We start from the raw sequence: 19,132 nt of genomic DNA on the forward strand, positions 1-19,132 counted from the left end.
TTTGTTTCCCGGATTCTTCCGGACGTATCCAACAGATCAGTTTTCATTTACTCAGATTTATCTTAAAATAATACAATGAGTAAATTAAAAATTGCGATTCAGAAAAGTGGCCGGCTCTACGAAGATTCTCTTCAGCTCCTCAAAGACTGCGGTATTTTTGTTAACAACGGGAAAGACCAGCTAAAAGTTTCCGTAGACAACTTTCCCATGGAGATCATGTATCTCAGAAATTCAGATATTCCACAATACCTTGAAGACGGGGTGGTAGATATTGCCATTGTCGGCGAAAATCTTTTAGCAGAAAAACAGAAAAATATCCAGATTGTCCAGAAGCTTGGATTCTCAAAATGCCGTGTTTCCTTAGCCGTTCCCAAAGATGTGGAAACCGATGATCTTTCCTACTTTCAGGGTAGAAAAATCGCTACCTCTTATCCCAATACCCTTAAAAATTTCCTTGAGGAAAAAGGAATTGCTTCCGATATCCACATTATTTCCGGCTCAGTGGAAATTGCCCCGAATATTGGTCTGGCAGACGGCATCTGTGATATTGTAAGTTCCGGAAGCACACTGTTTAAAAACGGATTAAGGGAAACCGTTACGATTCTGACATCAGAAGCAGTTTTAGCAAAAACCTCTTTGCTCGATACTCAAAAAGAAGCCATTCTGGATAAATTCCTGTTCAGAATTAAATCCGTATTAAAAGCCAAAAATTCGAAATATATCCTCATGAATGTTCCTGATGATAAAATCAGCGATATTGCTTCGGTTCTTCCCGTATTGAAAAGCCCTACCGTCATTCCTTTAGCTGAAAAGGGCTGGAGCAGCATCCATTCCGTAATTGACGAAGAAAGATTTTGGGACGTGATTGATGAACTGAAAGAAAACGGAGCCCAGGATATACTCATTATTCCAATCGATAAAATGGTTATTTAATTATGAAAATATACAGATATCCTGAAAGAAAAACATGGACGAATCTTGTACAACGACCTGTTTTTGAGCGTAAAGAAATATCCGGACTTATTGCAGAAATATTTGAATCTGTAGAAAAATATGGGGATCAGGCACTTATTCAATTCAATAAAAAATTTGACAAAGCAGTAACTCCACAAATAACAGTTTCAGAAACCGAATTGGCCAATGCAGAAAATGAAATCTCTGAAGATTTAAAGAAGGCTATTCAGCAGGCAAAAGAAAATATTTCAAAATTCCATGCTTCTCAAATTGTAGAAACACAAAAAATTGAAACGGTAAAAGGAGTAATCTGCTGGAGAGAAAACCGTGCAATTGAAAAAGTAGGCATCTATATTCCGGGAGGCACAGCACCTTTATTTTCAACAGTCCTCATGCTTGCAGTACCAGCCAATCTGGCAGGATGTAAAGAGATTATTCTCTGTACGCCACCGGATAGCAATGGGAATATTAATCCGGCTATTCTGTATGCAGCAAAGCTTTGCGGTATTACAAAAATCTTTAAAACCGGAGGAGCACAGGCCGTTGCAGCGATGGCTCTGGGAACAGAAAGCATCTCGAAAGTGTATAAAATTTTTGGACCCGGAAACCAATTTGTCGTTGCAGCGAAAGAATATGCACAGCGTTATGGTGTGGCGATTGATATGCCTGCAGGCCCCAGTGAAGTTCTTGTTATCGCAGATAATAAAGCCGTTCCCGGGTTCTGTGCAGCAGATCTGCTGTCGCAGGCAGAACACGGAAGTGATAGCCAGGTCGTGTTTATCACCACAGATTATAAGATTTTTACAGAAACCGTTGAAGCCGTTGAAAAGCAGATCAAAAAGCTTCCGAGAAATGAGATGGCCGGCCAGGCGTTGGATCACAGTCTTTTTATTCTGGTCAATTCTATTGATGAAGCTCTGGAATTCAGTAACCTGTACGCTCCGGAACATCTTATTCTTGCGTTGGAAGATTTTAATCAATATGTGCCAATGATTGAAAATGCAGGATCCGTTTTCCTCGGAAATTATTCCTGTGAAAGCGCCGGAGATTATGCCAGCGGAACCAATCATACACTGCCAACCAATGCTTATGCAAAGAATTACAGTGGGGTTTCTCTCGACAGCTTTGTCAAGAAAATCACCTTTCAGCATTTGTCTAAAGAAGGATTAAAGAAAATAGGAAAAACAATTGAAATAATGGCAGAAGCCGAAGGCCTTATTGCCCACAAAAATGCAGTATCTATCAGATTAAAATAATATAATGAAAGAATTTAACCTCAATACTTTAGTAAGAAAAAATATACTGAGCCTACAGCCTTACATCAGTTTCAGAGATCATAATGAATTCAATGCTCCTGTAATGCTGGATGCGAATGAATGTCCGTTCGGGGAATTCAACAGGTATCCGGATTCTACACAAAAAAAACTTAAGAAAAAGCTGGCGGAACTTAAAGACGTTTCATCCAATCAGATCGCACTAGGGAACGGAAGCGACGAACTGATCGATCTGATCATCAAAATTTTCTGCGAACCTAAAAAAGATGCTATTCTGATGATGAACCCTTCATTTGCTATGTATGCCTTTTACGCTGCAGTGAATGAAAATGAAGTTCTCAAGCTGGATCTGGATGAAAATTTTGAAATGGTAAAAGATGACTTTTTAAAGATTACAAAAGAACGTGAGATTAAAATTTTCTTCCTGTGCTCACCGAATAATCCGACGGGAAATAGCGTTGAGGATATCGAATTTTTCATCCAGAACTTTGATGGTATTGTTGTCATTGATGAAGCCTATATTGAGTTTTCAGGAAACAAATCTGGAATTGAACTGCTGAATAAATACTCCAACTTAATTGTTTTGCAGACATTTTCTAAAGCCTGGGGAACAGCCGGAGCGAGAGTAGGAGCTGCTTATGCATCCGAAGAGGTTATTCGCCTGATCAATACAGTGAAAGCTCCTTATAATGTGAATGCCCTAAGCCAGGAAGTTATTTTAAACCTTTTGGACGATAAAAATAAGCTTAAGGAAAATGTTGATAGTATACTCAAGGAAAGAACCTGGCTGGAAGAGCAGTTTAAAGCCATTGAATGTATCGTAAAAGTGTTTCCAACGGATGCCAATTTCTTCCTGATTAAAATGAAAAATGTTGAAGAAGTGTACAATGGAATGTTTGAAAAAGAAATTCTTACCAGTAAAAGAGCACCTGCGATCCCGGACTGTATCAGGATCAACATAGGAACCCGTGAAGAAAACGAAAAATTAATCAATGTTTTAAAAGCAATTGCATCATGAAAAAAGTACTCTTTATAGACCGTGACGGAACTCTTATTATAGAACCGCCCGAAGATTTTCAGGTAGATTCGCTGGAAAAGCTTGAATTTTATCCCGGAGTTTTTCAGAACCTTTCCAAAATTGTTAGGGAAATGGATTACGAATTGGTAATGGTAACCAATCAGGATGGTTTAGGAACAGAAAGTTTTCCCTATGAAGATTTTATCAAACCACAGGAAAAAATGCTGAAGACCTTTGAAAACGAAGGAATTATTTTCAGTGATATTCTGATCGACAAAAGTTTTGAGCATGAAAACCTTCCTACGAGAAAACCTGGCATTGGAATGCTTTCAAAATACATTTACGGAAGTTATGATCTTGAAAATTCTTACGTTATCGGAGATAGGATGACAGATGTTCAACTTGCTCAAAATTTGGGAACTAAAGCTATTTTTATCAATGAAAGCTTTAATGAAAATACGGCACTTACAACAACAGATTGGTCTGAGATCTATCGCTTTTTAAAGCAGGAATCAAGAAAGGCTAAAGTCTACAGAAAGACCAATGAAACTGAAATTGATATTGAAATAGATCTCAACGGGAAGGGAATTGCAGAAATTTCAACGGGACTTCATTTTTTTGATCATATGCTGGACCAAATCGCCAGACACGGAAATTTAGATCTTAAAATTAAAGTTAAAGGAGATCTTAATGTGGATGAGCATCACACCATTGAAGATACAGGAATTGCTTTAGGAGAGGCTTTTCTAAAAGCGCTGGGTAATAAAAAAGGGATTGAAAGATACGGGTTTCTGCTTCCGATGGACGATTGTCTTGCTCAGGCTGCCATTGATTTCGGAGGCCGGCCATGGATTGTTTGGGATGTTGATTTCAAAAGAGAAAAAATAGGGGATGTCCCGACAGAAATGTTTTTTCACTTTTTCAAATCATTTACAGATTCTTCAAAATCCAATCTGAACATCAAAGCGGAAGGCAGTAACGAGCACCACAAAATAGAAGCTGTTTTCAAAGCATTTGCAAAAGCCGTTAAAATGGCGGTGAACCAGTCGGACAGCAGTTTTAATTTACCATCAACTAAAGGAAGCTTATAATATGATTGCACTAATAAAATATAACGGGGGGAATGTAAGCTCGGTCCAGAATGCTTTGGCCAGGCTCGGTATTGGTTCCATCATTACAGATGATCCTGAACTCATCTTAAAAGCTGATAAAGTTATTTTTCCGGGTGTTGGGGAAGCTTCTTCAACAATGAAAGTCCTTAAGGAAAAAGGTCTTGATACGCTTCTTCCAAGTTTGAAACAGCCTGTTTTGGGAATCTGCCTGGGAATGCAGCTGATGTGTGGTGATAATGAAGAGGGTAACACAAAAGGAATAGGAATTTTTGATGTGGAAGTTAAACAGTTTCCGCCCGAAAATCTGGTTCCCCATATGGGCTGGAATACTATTTCCGGGCTGAAATCTCCACTTTTTTCAGGAATTGAAGATAACAGTGATCTTTACTTTGTTCACAGCTATTATTGTGGGCAATCAGCGTCTACCGCTGCGGTATGTGACTATATTCTGCCGTTCAGTGCTTCCTTGCAGAAAGATAATTTTTTTGCGGTACAGTTTCACCCGGAAAAATCTGGGGTAACGGGCAGCAGAATATTAAACAACTTTATAAAATTGTAAATGATGAAAATTATTCCAGCTATTGATATTATTGACGGAAAATGTGTCCGCCTATCAAAAGGAGATTATTCTACCAAAAAAATATACAGTGAAGATCCTGTAGAGACTGCCAAAGAATTCGAAAGCTTTGGAATCCAATTTCTTCACCTTGTTGACCTCGACGGAGCTAAATCCAAGCATATCGTGAACCAAAAAGTCCTGGAAAATATAGCCAGGGAAACCTCTCTTCATATTGATTTTGGAGGTGGATTAAAGACCGGGGATGACATAGAAATTGCTTTTAATTCAGGAGCAAAGCAGATAACCCTTGGTAGCATTGCCGTACAGGATCCGGAATTCTGTTTTGAAATGATTCAAAAATATGGCAATGACAAGATCATTTTAGGGGCTGACTGTGAGAACAGAAAGATCAAAACGTCCGGATGGCTGGAAGAAAGTACTTTAGATATCATAGGTTTTCTCCTTCAGTATCAGGAAAAAGGAATCAGCCAAACGATCTGTACCGATATTTCAAAAGATGGAATGCTGAAGGGGCCATCTATAGATCTGTACAAAGAAATATTGGGTAAAACCTCAGTAAAGCTTACGGCCAGCGGTGGAATTTCCTGTATGGAAGATGTGTACAGCATGAAGGAAATCGGATGTTCAGGAACAATTATCGGAAAGGCTATTTATGAGGGAAAAATAAGTTTATCACAACTTCAGAAATTTATTGAAAATGCTTAAAAAAAGAATCATTCCCTGTCTGGATATTAAAGACGGAACAACGGTAAAAGGAATTAATTTTGAAGGGCTCCGGAATGCCGGAGATCCTGTTGAGCTTGCGGTGAAATACGAAATGGAAGGAGCTGATGAGCTGGTTTTTCTGGATATTACGGCAACTCTGGAAGACAGAAAAACATTTGCAGATCTGGTAAAGAAAATTGCCCGGGAATTGAGCATCCCATTTACAGTAGGTGGCGGAATTTCTTCTGTGGACGACGTTAGGAAGCTTCTGGAAGCCGGAGCAGACAAAATCAGCATCAATTCTTCTGCCGTTAAAAACCCGCAGCTGATCTATGAGCTTGCCAAAGAATTCGGAAGCCAATGCGTGGTTGTAGCTGTTGATACCCGGTTTACAGACGGATCAGATCTTGTATACGTCAGAGGTGGAAAACAGGCTACCAGCTTAAATACTGTAAACTGGGCAAAGGAAGCAGCTTCTTTGGGAGCCGGAGAAATCTTGTTGACCTCGATGGATGGTGACGGAACAAAAAACGGATTTGATATCCGCATCACGAAGCTGGTTTCAGAGGCTGTTTCTATCCCTGTGATTGCTTCAGGAGGAGCTGGAAGCGCAGATGACTTCATTAAAGTATTTGATGAAACAAAAGCAACAGGAGCTCTGGCAGCCAGTATTTTCCATTTCAATGAAGTGCCCATTCAGGAATTAAAACAATACTTAAAAAATCAAAAAATACCCGTACGATGAAAATAGATTTTGATAAAAATAACGGACTTGTCCCGGTCATTATCCAGGACAGCAGAACACAGCAGGTACTCATGTTGGGTTACATGAATGAGGAAGCTTATAAAAAGACGGAAAGGGAAGGTATTGTCACCTTTTTCAGCCGTTCTAAAAACAGGCTTTGGACTAAGGGAGAAGAATCGGGCAATTTTCTGACCGTAAAAAACATAAGTATAGATTGTGATCAGGACACCATTTTGATTCAGGCAGTTCCTACAAATACAGTCTGCCATACCGGAAGCTTCAGCTGTTTCGGTGAAAAAGAAAGCAAAGGATTTTTATATGAATTAGAAGCAAAAATTGCTGAAAGAATAGATCATAAGACAGAAGGCTCCTATACCTATTCCCTTTATCAGAGAGGCATCAATAAAATGGCTCAGAAAGTAGGAGAGGAAGCTGTAGAACTGGTTATTGAAGCCAAAGACAGCAATGATGATCTTTTTAAGAACGAAGCGGCAGATCTGCTTTACCATTTCCTGATCCTGCTTAAGGCAAAAGGATTTGAGATGGAGGATATTGAAACAGTTCTTCTAAGCAGGGATAAATAGACAGGGAAAGTATACACTGTGGGAAGAATAAAACGAAGGCTTAGTCGAATCGACCAGAAATCGATTCCGCCTTTGCGACCCTTAAGAATATATGGGTTCGGTTTAAGAAATATTGATCGTATCTGTCTCCATACTAATCCAGGAATAGTTTATTAGAAAAGGAAATTAAAAAACTGACCTATAGTTTTGATTTTAAATTCAAATTAGATTAAATTAAAAAGCAGGAAAGATTTTTCCTGCTCACATCTCATATTTAATTTTTCAATTATCTTTCAATCAGAATTTTTCGTACAGCAGTCTGTCCATCAGCTTTAATAACGCCAATATAAGCTCCTGCGGCCAGTCCTGAAACATTGACTGTCTTTTCATTAGCAGCCTTAAGAAGTGATTTTCCTGAAAGATCTGTAATTTCGAAGCTGAAATCTTTTCTGCCGGTATCGGGAAGCTCAATATTGATGGTATCTTTAGAAGGATTGGGATAAATGGATAGAGTTGTTTCAAGAGAATGATTTGAAGCGGTTTCCTTTGCTCCCAGTACGATGGAACTTACCGAAGTGGCAACTGCAAAATGCTGTAGCGCTCCAACCGTTGCTTTTCCTATTTTGTAAATATAAACAGGGTCTGTATTGGCAAAAGTATCATCAATGGAATGCGGGTAAGTACTTCTTATTCTTTCAAAAAAGCCAGTGATCACTTCTCCTTTTCTTTCAAATGGGATGTAATCTGTATCCTCTGCAGGATCCACAGCAGTCAGAAGAGGAGAATATAGTGTCGTACAGTTTCTGAGCTGCTGCGTTACTGCTGCCGAAGCGGCATTATTGCTAGTTGGCCCAGCCTGATCCTGATCACAATATACCGTATTATTGTTGTTGCCCATAACACCGCCTACCTGGTCAAGATTGAATACCAGCTTGATGTCCAATACCCTTGTCCCGTTCTGATAAGCTACATTATTAGCGTAATGGGTGCTTCCTCTCAATCCCTGTTCCTCACCGGAAAAATGGATGAATTTAATTGAATATTCCGTAGGAACATCTTTTAAAATCCTTGCAGCTTCCAAAATAATAGAGGTTCCGCTTCCATTATCATTCACCCCAGGGCCGTAGATACTGTCAAAATGCCCGCAGATGATCACATACTTATTAGGGTAAACCGTTCCCGTTTTAGTAATGACCAGATTTTTAGAACTTGTACTCCCAAATGTGAAAGGATCTTCTACGATCTGGCTGGCAGAATATCCAAATGAAGTATACTTATTTTTCAGCCAGGTTAATGCATTGGCATTTTGGAGTGAACCCGTAGTTTTGATGCCCAGGTTTGAGAACTGCTGTAAATTCGTGGTAATATTGGTTTGTGAAACCAGATTGACCCTGTCCTGATAAGCCTGTATAAAAGTCTGGGCCTTACTGCTGAATACTGCCAGACAAACAGACAGCATCGTGATTGTTTTTTTCATTTTAATTAGTTTAAGATTGTGGTGATTGGTGTGAATCTGAACAATAAAATCCTGGATAAATGCCGGGACTTTAAGGTCTATTTACTTTTCAATAATGATCTTTCTGGTAACACTTGAACCTTCGGTTTTAACAGTGCATAAATAAATTCCGTTGTTTAAATGTGAAACATTCACCTGAGACCGGTTTTCTACTTTCAATAGAGAAAGTCCTTTTAGATCGGTAATTTCAACGGTGAAATCTTTTATTGCTGGATCAGGTAATTCTACTGTTAAAATATCCTTCGCCGGGTTTGGATAAATTTTTACAGATTCCAATGATTTTACTGGCTTTTCTTTACCTGCAGAAACGGCTGTAACGGTTGAAGATGCTGTTGCAAAATGCTGCATGGCACCTACCGCAGCTTTGGCTACTTTAAATACATAAACAGGATCTACATTGGCAAAAGTATCGTTCACCGTATGTTCAGTATAACTTCTTGTATATTCGTAAAAACCGGTGATCACATATCCTTTTTGTTCAAAAGGCATATAATCTGAGGAATAGGCGTTGGAAATACTGGTCTGAAGAGGAGAGTATAGGGTAGTGCATGTTGCCAGTTGCTGCGTAACGGTGTTGGAAGCTGCATTGTTTCCAGACTGGCCTGCAGTATCTCTTTCGCAGATGATTTTACTGTTGAGATTGCCTAGTTTACCACCTACCTGATCAAGATTAAAAACTAATTTGATATCCAATTTTTTTACCCCGCTTTGGTACGCAACATTGTTGGCATAATGAGAACTTCCATATAAGCCCTGTTCCTCTCCTGAGAAATGAATAAACTTGATGGAATATTCCGTAGGAATATCTTTTAGAATTTTAGCTACCTCTAAAATAACCGAAGTTCCGCTTCCGTTATCATTGGTTCCAGGACCAGTAATCGTATCGTAATGTCCACAGATAATCACATACTTATTAGGATACAAAGTCCCAGTTTTGGTAATAACCAGGTTCTTGGAGCTTGTACTTCCAAAAGTGAATGGATCCTCTACAATCTGGCTGGCAGAATATCCGTAAGAGGTATATTTATTCTTGATCCAGGCCAGGGTATTGGCATTATTGAATGATCCCGTCGTTTTTATCCCTAAATTGGAAAATTCCTGAAGATTGTTTGTTATGCTGGTCTGCGAAACCAGATCGGCCCTGTTCTTATAAGCCTGAATGAGAGTTTGGGCACTGACGTTTCCGGCCGCTAATGCAGCCCATAAAAAGATGGTACGTTTTTTCATATTAAATATTTTGGGTTGGTGTGTGATTATTTTTCTATAATGATTTTTTTGGTGATGCTGTTTTTATCGGATTTTACAGTGACCATATACGCTCCGTTTGCCAGACCGGAAGTATTCATTTTCTTTTCGTTTTCTGCATTTAAAATTAAGCGGCCATTCATATCACTAATTTCTACCTTAAAGTGACCCAGGTCCTTTGGCAACTCAATATTTAGAACATCACGGGCCGGATTAGGATAAATCCTGATTGCTTCTAATGAATTTTTGGTATGTACATCATCTGTTGCTAGGGTAACGGTTGAAGCTACTGCAAAATGCTGCAATGCCCCTAAAGCCGCTTTTCCGACATTAAATACATAAACAGGATCCACATTGGCAAAAGTATCATTAACGGTATGTTCGTTATAGCTTCTGGTTGTTTCATAAAATCCTGTGATAATGTCCCCTTTATTTTCAAATGGCATATAATCCGAACTATAGGCATTTGACATGGTCGTCTGAAGCGGCGAATATAACGTGGTACAGGTAGCCAATTGTTGTGTCATCGCCAATGATGCTGCGTTATTTCCGGTTTGCCCGCTCTGATCGCTTTCACACTTAATATTATTATTTACATTCCCCAGTTTTCCTCCAACCTGATCGATATTGAATACAACTTTCAGATTAAGCTGGCGTACATTATTCTGGAAAACAACATTATTGACATAGTGTGTACTTCCCAAAAGATTCTGCTCTTCACCGGAAAAATGAATAAATTTCACAGAATATTCTGTAGGTACATCTTTTAAAATTCTGGCTGCTTCCAGCATAATAGAAGTTCCGCTGCCATTGTCACTTACTCCGGGGCCAACTATGGTATCATAATGACCACAGATGATCACATAAGTGTCTGGATAGACGGTTCCTGTTTTGGTGACAATTAAATTTTTTGAAGTGTTGCCGTTATAGGTGAAACTGTCTTCTGTGATCTGGCTTACATCATACCCGTAAGACTGGTATTTGGTTTTGAGCCAGTTCAGTGCATTTGTATTTTCTACGGTACCAGTCGCTTTTACACCAAGATCTCCAAAATTCTGTAGGTTTGCTGTAATATTGGCTTGGGATATCTTATCAACCCTTGTTTGATAAGCCTGTATAAAATTCTGGCCCTGAAGACTGTAAGCTGATAAAGAAAGGAGTAAAAGAGTCGTTATTTTTTTCACTTTTAACTAAAGATTTATAGATTTAATAATTCAGCAAATGTAGATAATAAAAATCAATTTATTTTATCCAAAATGAAAACTTTCTAATATGATTTTATTTTTTAATCTGCTTTCCGAAACACGAAATTCCTTTAATTTATATGGATATAAAAAATCCCGGACATAGCCCGGGATTTATATTGATAACAAAAAATTCTACATTATTTTACTTGATCTACAACTGCTTTGAAAGCTTCAGGATGATTCATTGCTAAATCAGCTAAAACTTTTCTGTTAAGCTCTACGTTGTTCTTTTTAAGAGCTCCCATAAACTGAGAGTAAGACATTCCATGCTCTCTGGCACCCGCATTAATACGAGTAATCCAAAGTGATCTGAAGTTTCTCTTTTTCTCTTTTCTTCCACGGTAAGCATATTGCATTGCTTTTTCTACCGCGTTTTTAGCTACAGTCCAAACGTTCTTTCTTCTACCGAAAAAACCTTTAGCTTGCTTAATAATTTTCTTTCTGCGAGCTCTTGAAGCTACTGCATTTACTGATCTTGGCATAATTTAAATTGTTTTTTTGAAAGGGGCGGCAGTTAAACTGCTCTTAGTGGCACCATTTCAGGGTTAAATTGTTGAATTTGTTTGAATTCTTATAAACCGAATATAGATTTATAAAAACTACTTAATGGCTAATTGACGTAGAACGCTTTTTGTATCCACAGCAGCAACGTAAGAAGTCTGCGTAAGATTTCTCTTCTGCTTAGTTTCTTTCTTAGTTAAGATGTGGCTTTTGAAAGCATTCTTTCTTTTAATCTTCCCAGTTCCGGTAAGTTTAAAACGCTTTTTAGCACCTGATTTCGTTTTTAATTTTGGCATTGTTCTGCTTTTTTATTGTTTTGTTATCAATATCTTGTCCTTGATTCCTGCAATACAGAGGAATTACAGTTTGCAAAGATACAAAAAAAATCAATCCAAACTTTCATTATCTGTGATTTTGTCAGATATAAATATAAAAAGCCGTTTCTCAATGAAACGGCTATAAATAAAGGTTTTTATTATAAGAAGTCTTCAACGATGATATCGTTTCTTTCTTCATTATTTCCACCTAAAATAACTTTAATTCTGAATCCTGAAGGAATTGCAGCTCCGGTTCTTGAATAAAGCTGAAGCTTAACGTGCGGATTGGCTACATAATAGTTAACTGCGGTATTGGAACTCCAAAGAGCATTTCCGTCTCTGTAAATCACCATATTTCCATCGTTTTGTACAATAAGCCTAGGAGTACCTGAGCTTCTGTAGGTATTGGAATGCCAGATTACATTAGTTAGACCTGGTCTTTCCCTGTACAGAACAAGATTATTGTCCGTCTGCATGATAAATTTGTAAGTGCTGCCGCCGTATTCCATAGTGATGGATTGTCCGGCTTCTAATATCTGCGGATGGTTGGTGCTCTCTTTTAAAAGGGTATAGCGTGTAAGATCCAAAATACGGGATTCATTGTTTTTACCTGCCATGTTGTGCTTTTCATTTTGCACATTCGTATTTACATTGTCAAGAGCATCATCCTGAGCGCAAGATGCAAGAAGCATCGTAAGACTTAATAAAGTCAGTAATTTAATTTTCATAGGTTATGATTTAACATTGCAAAAATAGTAATTATAATATTAAATCACAATTGTAAGATTAAATTAATGTAAACAAATCCTTTATTAATGGTATTTTTAAATTAAATTTAACACACTATTAAGTGTATTTTAAATATTAAACCGCCATTTTTTTCAAATGACGGCTTTAAAATATTATAATGTAAATTGATTATGATTGAAAAAATGATAATAAATCTTTATTGATCGTTTCTGCTTCTGTAGTAGGCATTCCATGTGGAAATCCGGGATAAGAAATTAATTTTCCGTTTTTAAGAAGGGTAGCGGCAATCTTGCCGGTAGTTTCAAATGGTACAATCTGGTCATCTTCACCATGTAATACCAAAACCGGTACCTCTACACTTTTAAGGTCTTCTGTGAAATCTGTTTCAGAGAAAGCTTTAATACAGTCATAATGAGCTTTGATAGATCCATTCATTCCTTGTCTCCACCAGTTCCTTTGGATACCTTCAGAAACTTTAGCTCCTTCTCTGTTATACCCGTAAAAAGGGAATGTAAGATCAATATAGAATTGCTGTCTGTGATGAGCAGTATTATTACGGATATCATCGAACACAGACATGGGTACACCATTCGGATTGTTTTCGTTTTTAACCATAATTGGCGTAACGGCACTTATTAAAACTGCTTTTGCCACTCTTCCTTTTCCATGCTGTGCCACATATCTGATCACTTCACCACCTCCGGTAGAATGTCCTACATGGATAACATCTTTAAGATCCAAAGCTTCTGCAATTTCTGCAACATCAGAAGCATAGGTGTCCATATTATGTCCTTCTGCAGTCTGTTCAGATCTTCCATGGCCTCTTCTGTCATGAGCAATAACTCTGTAGCCCTGTTCCAGGAAAAACAGCATCTGCGCATCCCAGTCATCACTGGATAATGGCCATCCGTGATGAAAAAATACAGGCTGTCCTTTTCCCCAGTCTTTGTAATAAATTTCAGTTCCGTCTTTTAATGTAAGTGTGCTCATTGTTTTTGTTTTTTATGATTAATAAATGAATAGTGTTTATATATCACAAATGTATATGGAAAATATTTGCAATATGTTGATCTAAGATAATATATTGATTAAAATATAAAGCAACATAATGCATTATTAACGCTAAATTAATAGAGCATCTAAGGAAAACAGTATCTTATGCGATTAAAGTATAACTGATAAAACGGAATAAACTAAAAAACCCCATTATCAGGGATATTTTTATCTAATACCTTTGATTATCTTTAACTCAACGATTATGGCCTGAGAAACACTATTTCGAAACAGGTTAGCGGGTATTTTCCTATATTTACGTTTTTTAATTGAATAAAACTTAATAGAGACAAGGGTTTGATGTACAGGCTGTTACTTATTTTTACTTTATGTATTTGTCCGTTTTTTGCTCAGGCACAGAATGTTTTAAGCAAATTAGAAAAGGAATATGACCATGCTTCAAAAAATACGACAGAGCAATTAAATCTGGCTCCCAAATTCGCTACTGCCTTATTTTTCCATAAATTTAAATCTAGATCTTACCAGATTTTAGAAACAAGCATTCCCATTGCAACCAAACAGGCCGATGGAAAATACGCTACCATTTTGTATGCTGTACAGGCTATGAATTATCGGCTTGATAATAAAGAAACTGAATCTTTAAAAAGCCTGGACATGGCAAGGATATATAGTTTAAAAACGAGCAGCAGCGAAGCTAAAGGCTACTTCCAGTATGCAAAGGGCTGGATTCTGATCCGTAATAATAAAACGCCCGATGCTGTTGCTGCTTACTTAAAAGCCATCGACTATTACGAAAACTCGCCCACAACTTCTACACTGTACGGAAGATTTGGCAACGCGGCTAAAGAGTTGTCCACTATTTATTCTAACCTTAATGAATACCAGCTGGAAGAAAAATACAGTAAACAGTTTTTGCTGTTGGCATCCAGGCAAAATGACCCTAATCTCATCTTCGATGCCTATATGCGGATGGGTTACGTATATGAACAGAAATACGCTCAAAATCCATCGGACACAGCGTTGAGAAATAAGGCAGAACAATATTATTTACAGTCTATTGCAACTTTCAAGAAAAATAAAGAGGCTATGCTCAACAGGAGCAGTCTTTCATATGCCGCCATCAATTTAGCGAATTTATATACTGAGTTTAATAGAGATAGGGCAATGCAATATGCGCAATTAGCCAATAGTGTGAGCCTGGAAACCGGTGATGCCATTCATATTGCTTCTTCATTTGGGATTTTGGCAGAACTGGCCCTGCAGAGTAAAAATTATGATTTAGCCAAGTCTTACTTTCTAAAAGCCTCTATGGAAATTGAGAAAAGCCCGGTCAGAGATCATAATATAGAATTATCTATTCTTGAATCTTTATCCCGAATTAGCGAAGAACAAGGCAATTACAAAGAAGCGCTGACATACTATAAAAGCTATGTAGATAAATACAAAAGTATTTACGATCAGGAAAAACTGGATATTACCAAAAGGCTGGAATCGCAGTTTGATAAAGAACGACAGGAACAGAAGTACATAAAGCTCCAGCTGGAAAGTGATAAAAAAGCACAAGAAATCAGGTTGATCAATATTCTTCGGGCACAACGTGAACAGGTTTACAACAATTTAAAACTGGTGGAAGAAAACCAGCGGGAACGACTGAAATTTTCAGAGCTTGAATCGGAGAAAAAAGAGCAGCAACTCCGGTTGGCAAAATTAGAAACCAAGCAAAAAAATAATGACATCAGCAACTATAAAAAGCTTTTGACATTCAAGGAAAAGATCAATACCTATTACATTATTTTTATCTTTATTTTCATCGTTTTGATCGTCTTATTGCTGTATGCCTACAAGCAACGTGCAAAATCGATGAAACAAAGAGACGAGCTGCATGCCTTAGCCATGGAAAAAGAGAAACAGAATTCAAAAATATCTACGCTTACTGCATTGTTGGAGGGACAGGAGCAGGAGCGAGGCCGTTTAGCCCGTGATCTTCATGACGGATTGGGCGGTCTGCTTTCTGGAACTAAACTTCAGCTGTCTTCTTTAGATCTCCATCAATCCGAAAATATAGAGGATGGAATTTCAAAATCAATTAACCAGATTGATGGTGCTGTGGAAGAGCTGAGACGTGTAGCACATAATTTAATGCCCGATTTATTAATGAAATACGGTTTAGAAGCAGCTATCCAGGAGTTTGCCACTCGCATGTCCAACAGCGCATTAGACATCCATACCGAATTTATTAATTACAGTAACTCCATACCAGAAGACAAGCAACTGATCTTATACAGGATCATTCAGGAATTGGTCAATAATGCCATAAAACATGCCGATACTTCTGAAATTATTATTCAGATAAGTGAAGAAGAAAATGTATTACATCTTACGGTGGAGGATAACGGTAAAGGTTTTGACCCTGCAAGCTTAGATGTAAGAAAAACGGCAGGTTTTCATAATATAGAATCAAGGGTCCAGTTTTTAAAAGGAACGATGAACATCACCTCCGAATTGAATATCGGGACCAGTATAGAACTTCAAATTCCTATTCATTAACATGATAAAAGTAGCCATAACAGACGATCATCCACTTCTATTGGAAGGATTAAAGAATATTTTAGGAAACAGCGATACGATAGATGTAGTAGATTGTTTCAAAAGCGTTTCAGAAATGAATGCAGGCCTGGTAAAACAGGCTGTCGATATTTTGTTGCTGGATATTAACCTGGTAGATACCAACAGTATCGAACTCATAAAACCTTTAAAGAAAAAGTACGGGAATCTCCGGATTATTATGCTTAGCGTTCATAATGAGCTGCCTGTGATTAACAGCACTCTGGCTGAAGGCGCTTTGGGATACATCCAGAAGAATGCTTCAGTTTCCGAAATTCTTGAAGGTATTAATGCTGTATATGCAGGTAACCGGTTTTTATGCTCGCAAACCAAGTCTGTTTTGGAGAAAAAATCCGCGGATGGGCTACATCAGATTCCAAAACTGACGAGAAGAGAAAAAGAAATTTTAGCCGAAGTAGCGAAAGGACTCACGACCAATCAAATGGCAGAAAAGCTTTTCATCAGCCCGCACACCGTAGAAAGTCACCGGAAAAACCTTATTGAAAAATTTCAGACTTCTAATCTTAGTTCAGCCATTAAACTGGCCATAGAATACGGTTTGATTATCGAATAGATAGGACTCTTGTGAACTGAAATCTGGAATTTTTATAAAACGCAAAGATAAGATTTGATTAATTATTAATAAGGGAGCTAAGAAAACGACAAAGTCGCTGATGAAGCTCTAAGGATACGCATATGCTTAGAAAGAAGCAGTGAAGTATTTGCTTAAATATAACATCAGATACTGAAATCCTTATCAAAAAAGGCCTGCTTACATCGTAAAGCAGACCTTTTTTATATAAATCAAATAATTAGGTGTGTAATAATTAATCTTTGAATTTCAATACAGCTTGAAATAGGTTTTTCTTTCCTGTTAAGTCATATTCATCATTATATATAGACTCATACATGAATACATAAGCATTTCCGTCAAAATCTTTTAAATTGATTGCCTGGTCCGCCATAATGTCATAAAACCTTGTAATGGTACGCGTAGCCGTCCATTGTTTTAAACTGCCTTTAGGGTTTTTATCGAACCTATGATCTTTGGCATCGGTATAATACCAATAGGATGGTGCCGTATCCATCAAAAACAGCTCTTTGTCTTTGTTATATAATTCCTCCGCCATTCCCGTATTCTGAAACCATGGAACCTCGGGGTTATAAAGACCTGCAGCAGCCGTATAGATATCCTTATCCGTAGTGGCTCCAATTAAAAAACCTTCCAGATTGACAGAAGTAATTTCGAATAGGAAAGCAGTTTTGTTCAGTTCGTAAACATCATTGACAGGTTCAATGACTTTGCCGTCTTGTTTAATAACTACTTTTAACGCTTGTGCAAAAAACAAACAACTTAGTAAACAAAAAAGGAGGGTTAAACTTACTTTTTTCATTATATCTCTTTAAATAACTGCAGCAAAGATATTGGACTTCAGCTCCATAAACACTGGCTGGTTTCAGGGGTTTTTTATCTTGTTTTTAAGGGGATGGTGTATTCAAAGCATCAACTAACAAAACGGCTTAAGATAGATATAAATGGCTGAAAGCAGGGATATGTTAAATGGTATATTTTAGAGAATTTTACAAAAGATAAATTAAGTATTGTAGACACATGAAAAATATAATAATCAACTTTTCACTTGTGATAGCTTTGCTGGCTTCTTGTTCACCTTCTACAGAAAAAAAATTAGACCAGTTAGCTTCTACAACGGTAAAAAAAGATACTGTTCAGACGTCCGGTTCGGTAAAGGATCGTATTTCAAAAGCTGATATGCCGACTGATTTTTCAGCGTTGGTTCCTATTGATGTATTAAACAGCAAAAGCACAAATACGTATGAAAAATATGGTATAGAATTTTCCGGCAATTGTTATTCATGCGATTTGGCAAGCTTATCCATCACTAAGGATAAAATGATATGGACCAATGTCTGCGATGAGAATGATACTTTTAAAATTGATGAGTTCTCATTCTCTATCGAAGGAAGCAAAACTATTTTAAAAACATCAGAAAGAACATATATTTTAACCCAAATAGATAAAGCACCTGTCTACGAGCTGACTATAGAAGGTCAAAAGCTGGAATTAAATAATAAAAGAATATCCAGATATTTTACAACCCACAAAGCTTTGTCTCTTTTCAAAGAGCATGATTGTGGAGATTTTGAAGGATAACACAATCTTATAAATTATTTTGAAAATAAGCAGTTGACTCACAACATATCAATCTTAAAAGTTGAGGGAGAATCTTTAGTTATTCAAAGAAATTTACATTAAAATGATCTACTTATATAAAAACACAATACTATATAATCATTTTATTCGTAAGTAAATTTAGCTTCCTCAACTTTAACGATTGATCCGGATCAACTATTTTTTTCTATATCTTTTAAAACTTTCCCTGAAAACTTTAATATAAAAAAACCTCAAAATATTTTGAGGTTTTTTATATAATAAGTAACAGACATTGAGTCTGTTAAAACTATTTAGCTGGTTTTTTAGGACTCATCATCATGATCATTCTTTTTCCTTCAAGTTTTGGAAGCTGATCTACTTTTCCAACATGCTCCAATTCCTGAGCAAGTTTTAGAAGCAAAATTTCTCCCTGGTCTTTAAAGATAATTGAACGTCCTTTAAAAAATACGTAGGTTTTTAATTTTGAACCTTCTTCAAGAAACTTTTCAGCATGCTTCTTCTTAAATTCATAATCGTGATCATCAGTCTGAGGTCCGAAACGGATCTCTTTTACAACCACTTTTACCTGCTTAGCTTTTAGTTCCTTCTGCTTTTTCTTTTGCTCGTATAAAAACTTTTTATAGTCTAATATCCTTGCAATGAAAGGCTCAGCCTTATCGGAGATTACTACCAGATCAAGTTCCTGCTCTGTGGCAAGTTGTCTTGCTTTGTCAATCGGATAAACTCCCGGCTCTACGTTATCGCCCACCAAACGAAGCTCTCTCACACGAATTTTATCGTTGATCAAGTGTAA

At 37.3% G+C, this 19,132-nt stretch carries 20 protein-coding genes; 11 read left to right on the forward strand and 9 right to left on the reverse strand.

The genetic code is table 11. The features are described from left to right. Window positions 1-75 precede the first annotated feature (75 nt). The 8 genes from hisG to hisIE are packed head-to-tail and all read left to right on the forward strand — an operon-like array spanning window position 76 to window position 6,972. Window positions 76-933 carry an ATP phosphoribosyltransferase gene (gene hisG, locus ACTJIV_RS13250; protein WP_223559551.1) on the forward strand — a complete coding sequence of 286 codons (858 nt, stop codon included), beginning with the start codon at window positions 76-78 and terminating at the stop codon, window positions 931-933. Between the two features lie 2 nt (window positions 934-935). After that, the gene (gene hisD, locus ACTJIV_RS13255; protein WP_440628000.1) at window positions 936-2,210 is read left to right on the forward strand and encodes a histidinol dehydrogenase; all 1,275 of its coding nucleotides are present in this window, start codon (window positions 936-938) and stop codon (window positions 2,208-2,210) included. 4 nt (window positions 2,211-2,214) lie between these two features. After that, on the forward strand, window positions 2,215-3,246 hold the full coding sequence (hisC, locus tag ACTJIV_RS13260) for a histidinol-phosphate transaminase (RefSeq protein ID WP_440628002.1): 1,032 nt from the start codon (window positions 2,215-2,217) through the stop codon (window positions 3,244-3,246). After that, the gene (gene hisB, locus ACTJIV_RS13265; protein ID WP_440628004.1) at window positions 3,243-4,337 is read left to right on the forward strand and encodes a bifunctional histidinol-phosphatase/imidazoleglycerol-phosphate dehydratase HisB; all 1,095 of its coding nucleotides are present in this window, start codon (window positions 3,243-3,245) and stop codon (window positions 4,335-4,337) included. Before hisC ends, hisB begins: the two co-directional genes overlap by 4 nt. 1 nt (window position 4,338) lies before the next feature. Further along, the gene (hisH, locus tag ACTJIV_RS13270) at window positions 4,339-4,917 is read left to right on the forward strand and encodes an imidazole glycerol phosphate synthase subunit HisH (RefSeq protein WP_223559547.1); all 579 of its coding nucleotides are present in this window, start codon (window positions 4,339-4,341) and stop codon (window positions 4,915-4,917) included. 3 nt (window positions 4,918-4,920) lie between these two features. Continuing rightward, entirely contained in the window at window positions 4,921-5,643 is a 723-nt protein-coding gene (gene hisA, locus ACTJIV_RS13275; RefSeq protein ID WP_440628221.1) for a 1-(5-phosphoribosyl)-5-[(5-phosphoribosylamino)methylideneamino]imidazole-4-carboxamide isomerase, read from the forward strand. Then, the gene (gene hisF, locus ACTJIV_RS13280) at window positions 5,636-6,388 is read left to right on the forward strand and encodes an imidazole glycerol phosphate synthase subunit HisF (RefSeq protein WP_336379421.1); all 753 of its coding nucleotides are present in this window, start codon (window positions 5,636-5,638) and stop codon (window positions 6,386-6,388) included. The genes hisA and hisF overlap by 8 nt, the downstream gene beginning before the upstream one ends. Next, a complete protein-coding gene (hisIE, locus tag ACTJIV_RS13285) occupies window positions 6,385-6,972 on the forward strand; it encodes a bifunctional phosphoribosyl-AMP cyclohydrolase/phosphoribosyl-ATP diphosphatase HisIE (protein ID WP_440628007.1) in 588 nt (195 codons plus the stop codon). Before hisF ends, hisIE begins: the two co-directional genes overlap by 4 nt. A 265-nt stretch (window positions 6,973-7,237) precedes the next feature. Here the strand turns inward: hisIE and ACTJIV_RS13290 are convergent, their stop codons facing one another. From ACTJIV_RS13290 to ACTJIV_RS13320, 7 genes are all read right to left on the reverse strand, one after another. Continuing rightward, a complete protein-coding gene (locus ACTJIV_RS13290; protein WP_440628009.1) occupies window positions 7,238-8,428 on the reverse strand; it encodes a M28 family peptidase in 1,191 nt (396 codons plus the stop codon). A gap of 81 nt (window positions 8,429-8,509) precedes the next feature. Beyond that, a complete protein-coding gene (locus tag ACTJIV_RS13295) occupies window positions 8,510-9,694 on the reverse strand; it encodes a M28 family peptidase (RefSeq protein WP_440628011.1) in 1,185 nt (394 codons plus the stop codon). Window positions 9,695-9,720: 26 nt separating this feature from the next. Further along, window positions 9,721-10,896 carry a M28 family peptidase gene (locus tag ACTJIV_RS13300; RefSeq protein ID WP_440628013.1) on the reverse strand — a complete coding sequence of 392 codons (1,176 nt, stop codon included), beginning with the start codon at window positions 10,894-10,896 and terminating at the stop codon, window positions 9,721-9,723. Window positions 10,897-11,096: 200 nt separating this feature from the next. After that, complete coding sequence (gene rplT / locus ACTJIV_RS13305) at window positions 11,097-11,441, reverse strand: 50S ribosomal protein L20 (protein ID WP_034705993.1); 345 nt, start codon at window positions 11,439-11,441, stop codon at window positions 11,097-11,099. 117 nt (window positions 11,442-11,558) lie between these two features. Further along, entirely contained in the window at window positions 11,559-11,756 is a 198-nt protein-coding gene (rpmI, locus tag ACTJIV_RS13310; RefSeq protein ID WP_047453167.1) for a 50S ribosomal protein L35, read from the reverse strand. Window positions 11,757-11,935: 179 nt separating this feature from the next. After that, entirely contained in the window at window positions 11,936-12,505 is a 570-nt protein-coding gene (locus ACTJIV_RS13315; RefSeq protein ID WP_440628016.1) for a hypothetical protein, read from the reverse strand. Window positions 12,506-12,695: 190 nt separating this feature from the next. Further along, entirely contained in the window at window positions 12,696-13,517 is an 822-nt protein-coding gene (locus ACTJIV_RS13320; RefSeq protein ID WP_440628018.1) for an alpha/beta fold hydrolase, read from the reverse strand. 363 nt (window positions 13,518-13,880) lie between these two features. Here ACTJIV_RS13320 and ACTJIV_RS13325 point away from each other — a divergent pair, with 363 nt between their 5' ends. Together ACTJIV_RS13325 and ACTJIV_RS13330 are read left to right on the forward strand one after the other, a co-directional pair. Beyond that, window positions 13,881-16,088 (forward strand): tetratricopeptide repeat-containing sensor histidine kinase, encoded by a 2,208-nt coding sequence (locus tag ACTJIV_RS13325; RefSeq protein ID WP_440628020.1) that lies wholly within the window; start codon window positions 13,881-13,883, stop codon window positions 16,086-16,088. A gap of 1 nt (window position 16,089) precedes the next feature. Then, window positions 16,090-16,719 (forward strand): response regulator, encoded by a 630-nt coding sequence (locus tag ACTJIV_RS13330; RefSeq protein WP_440628022.1) that lies wholly within the window; start codon window positions 16,090-16,092, stop codon window positions 16,717-16,719. 253 nt (window positions 16,720-16,972) lie between these two features. Here ACTJIV_RS13330 and ACTJIV_RS13335 read toward each other — a convergent pair whose 3' ends face one another. Further along, complete coding sequence (locus ACTJIV_RS13335; protein WP_440628024.1) at window positions 16,973-17,494, reverse strand: hypothetical protein; 522 nt, start codon at window positions 17,492-17,494, stop codon at window positions 16,973-16,975. Between the two features lie 263 nt (window positions 17,495-17,757). Between ACTJIV_RS13335 and ACTJIV_RS13340 the strand changes: the two genes are divergently transcribed. Then, on the forward strand, window positions 17,758-18,318 hold the full coding sequence (locus ACTJIV_RS13340; RefSeq protein WP_440628026.1) for a hypothetical protein: 561 nt from the start codon (window positions 17,758-17,760) through the stop codon (window positions 18,316-18,318). Window positions 18,319-18,625: 307 nt separating this feature from the next. On the opposite strand, the gene infC is transcribed toward ACTJIV_RS13340, so the two are convergent. Continuing rightward, on the reverse strand, window positions 18,626-19,126 hold the full coding sequence (infC, locus tag ACTJIV_RS13345; protein ID WP_172617123.1) for a translation initiation factor IF-3: 501 nt from the start codon (window positions 19,124-19,126) through the stop codon (window positions 18,626-18,628). Window positions 19,127-19,132 lie beyond the last annotated feature (6 nt).

It is taken from the genome of Chryseobacterium sp. 22532 (assembly GCF_052044665.1).
Classification (GTDB): Bacteria; Bacteroidota; Bacteroidia; order Flavobacteriales; family Weeksellaceae; genus Chryseobacterium; species Chryseobacterium lathyri.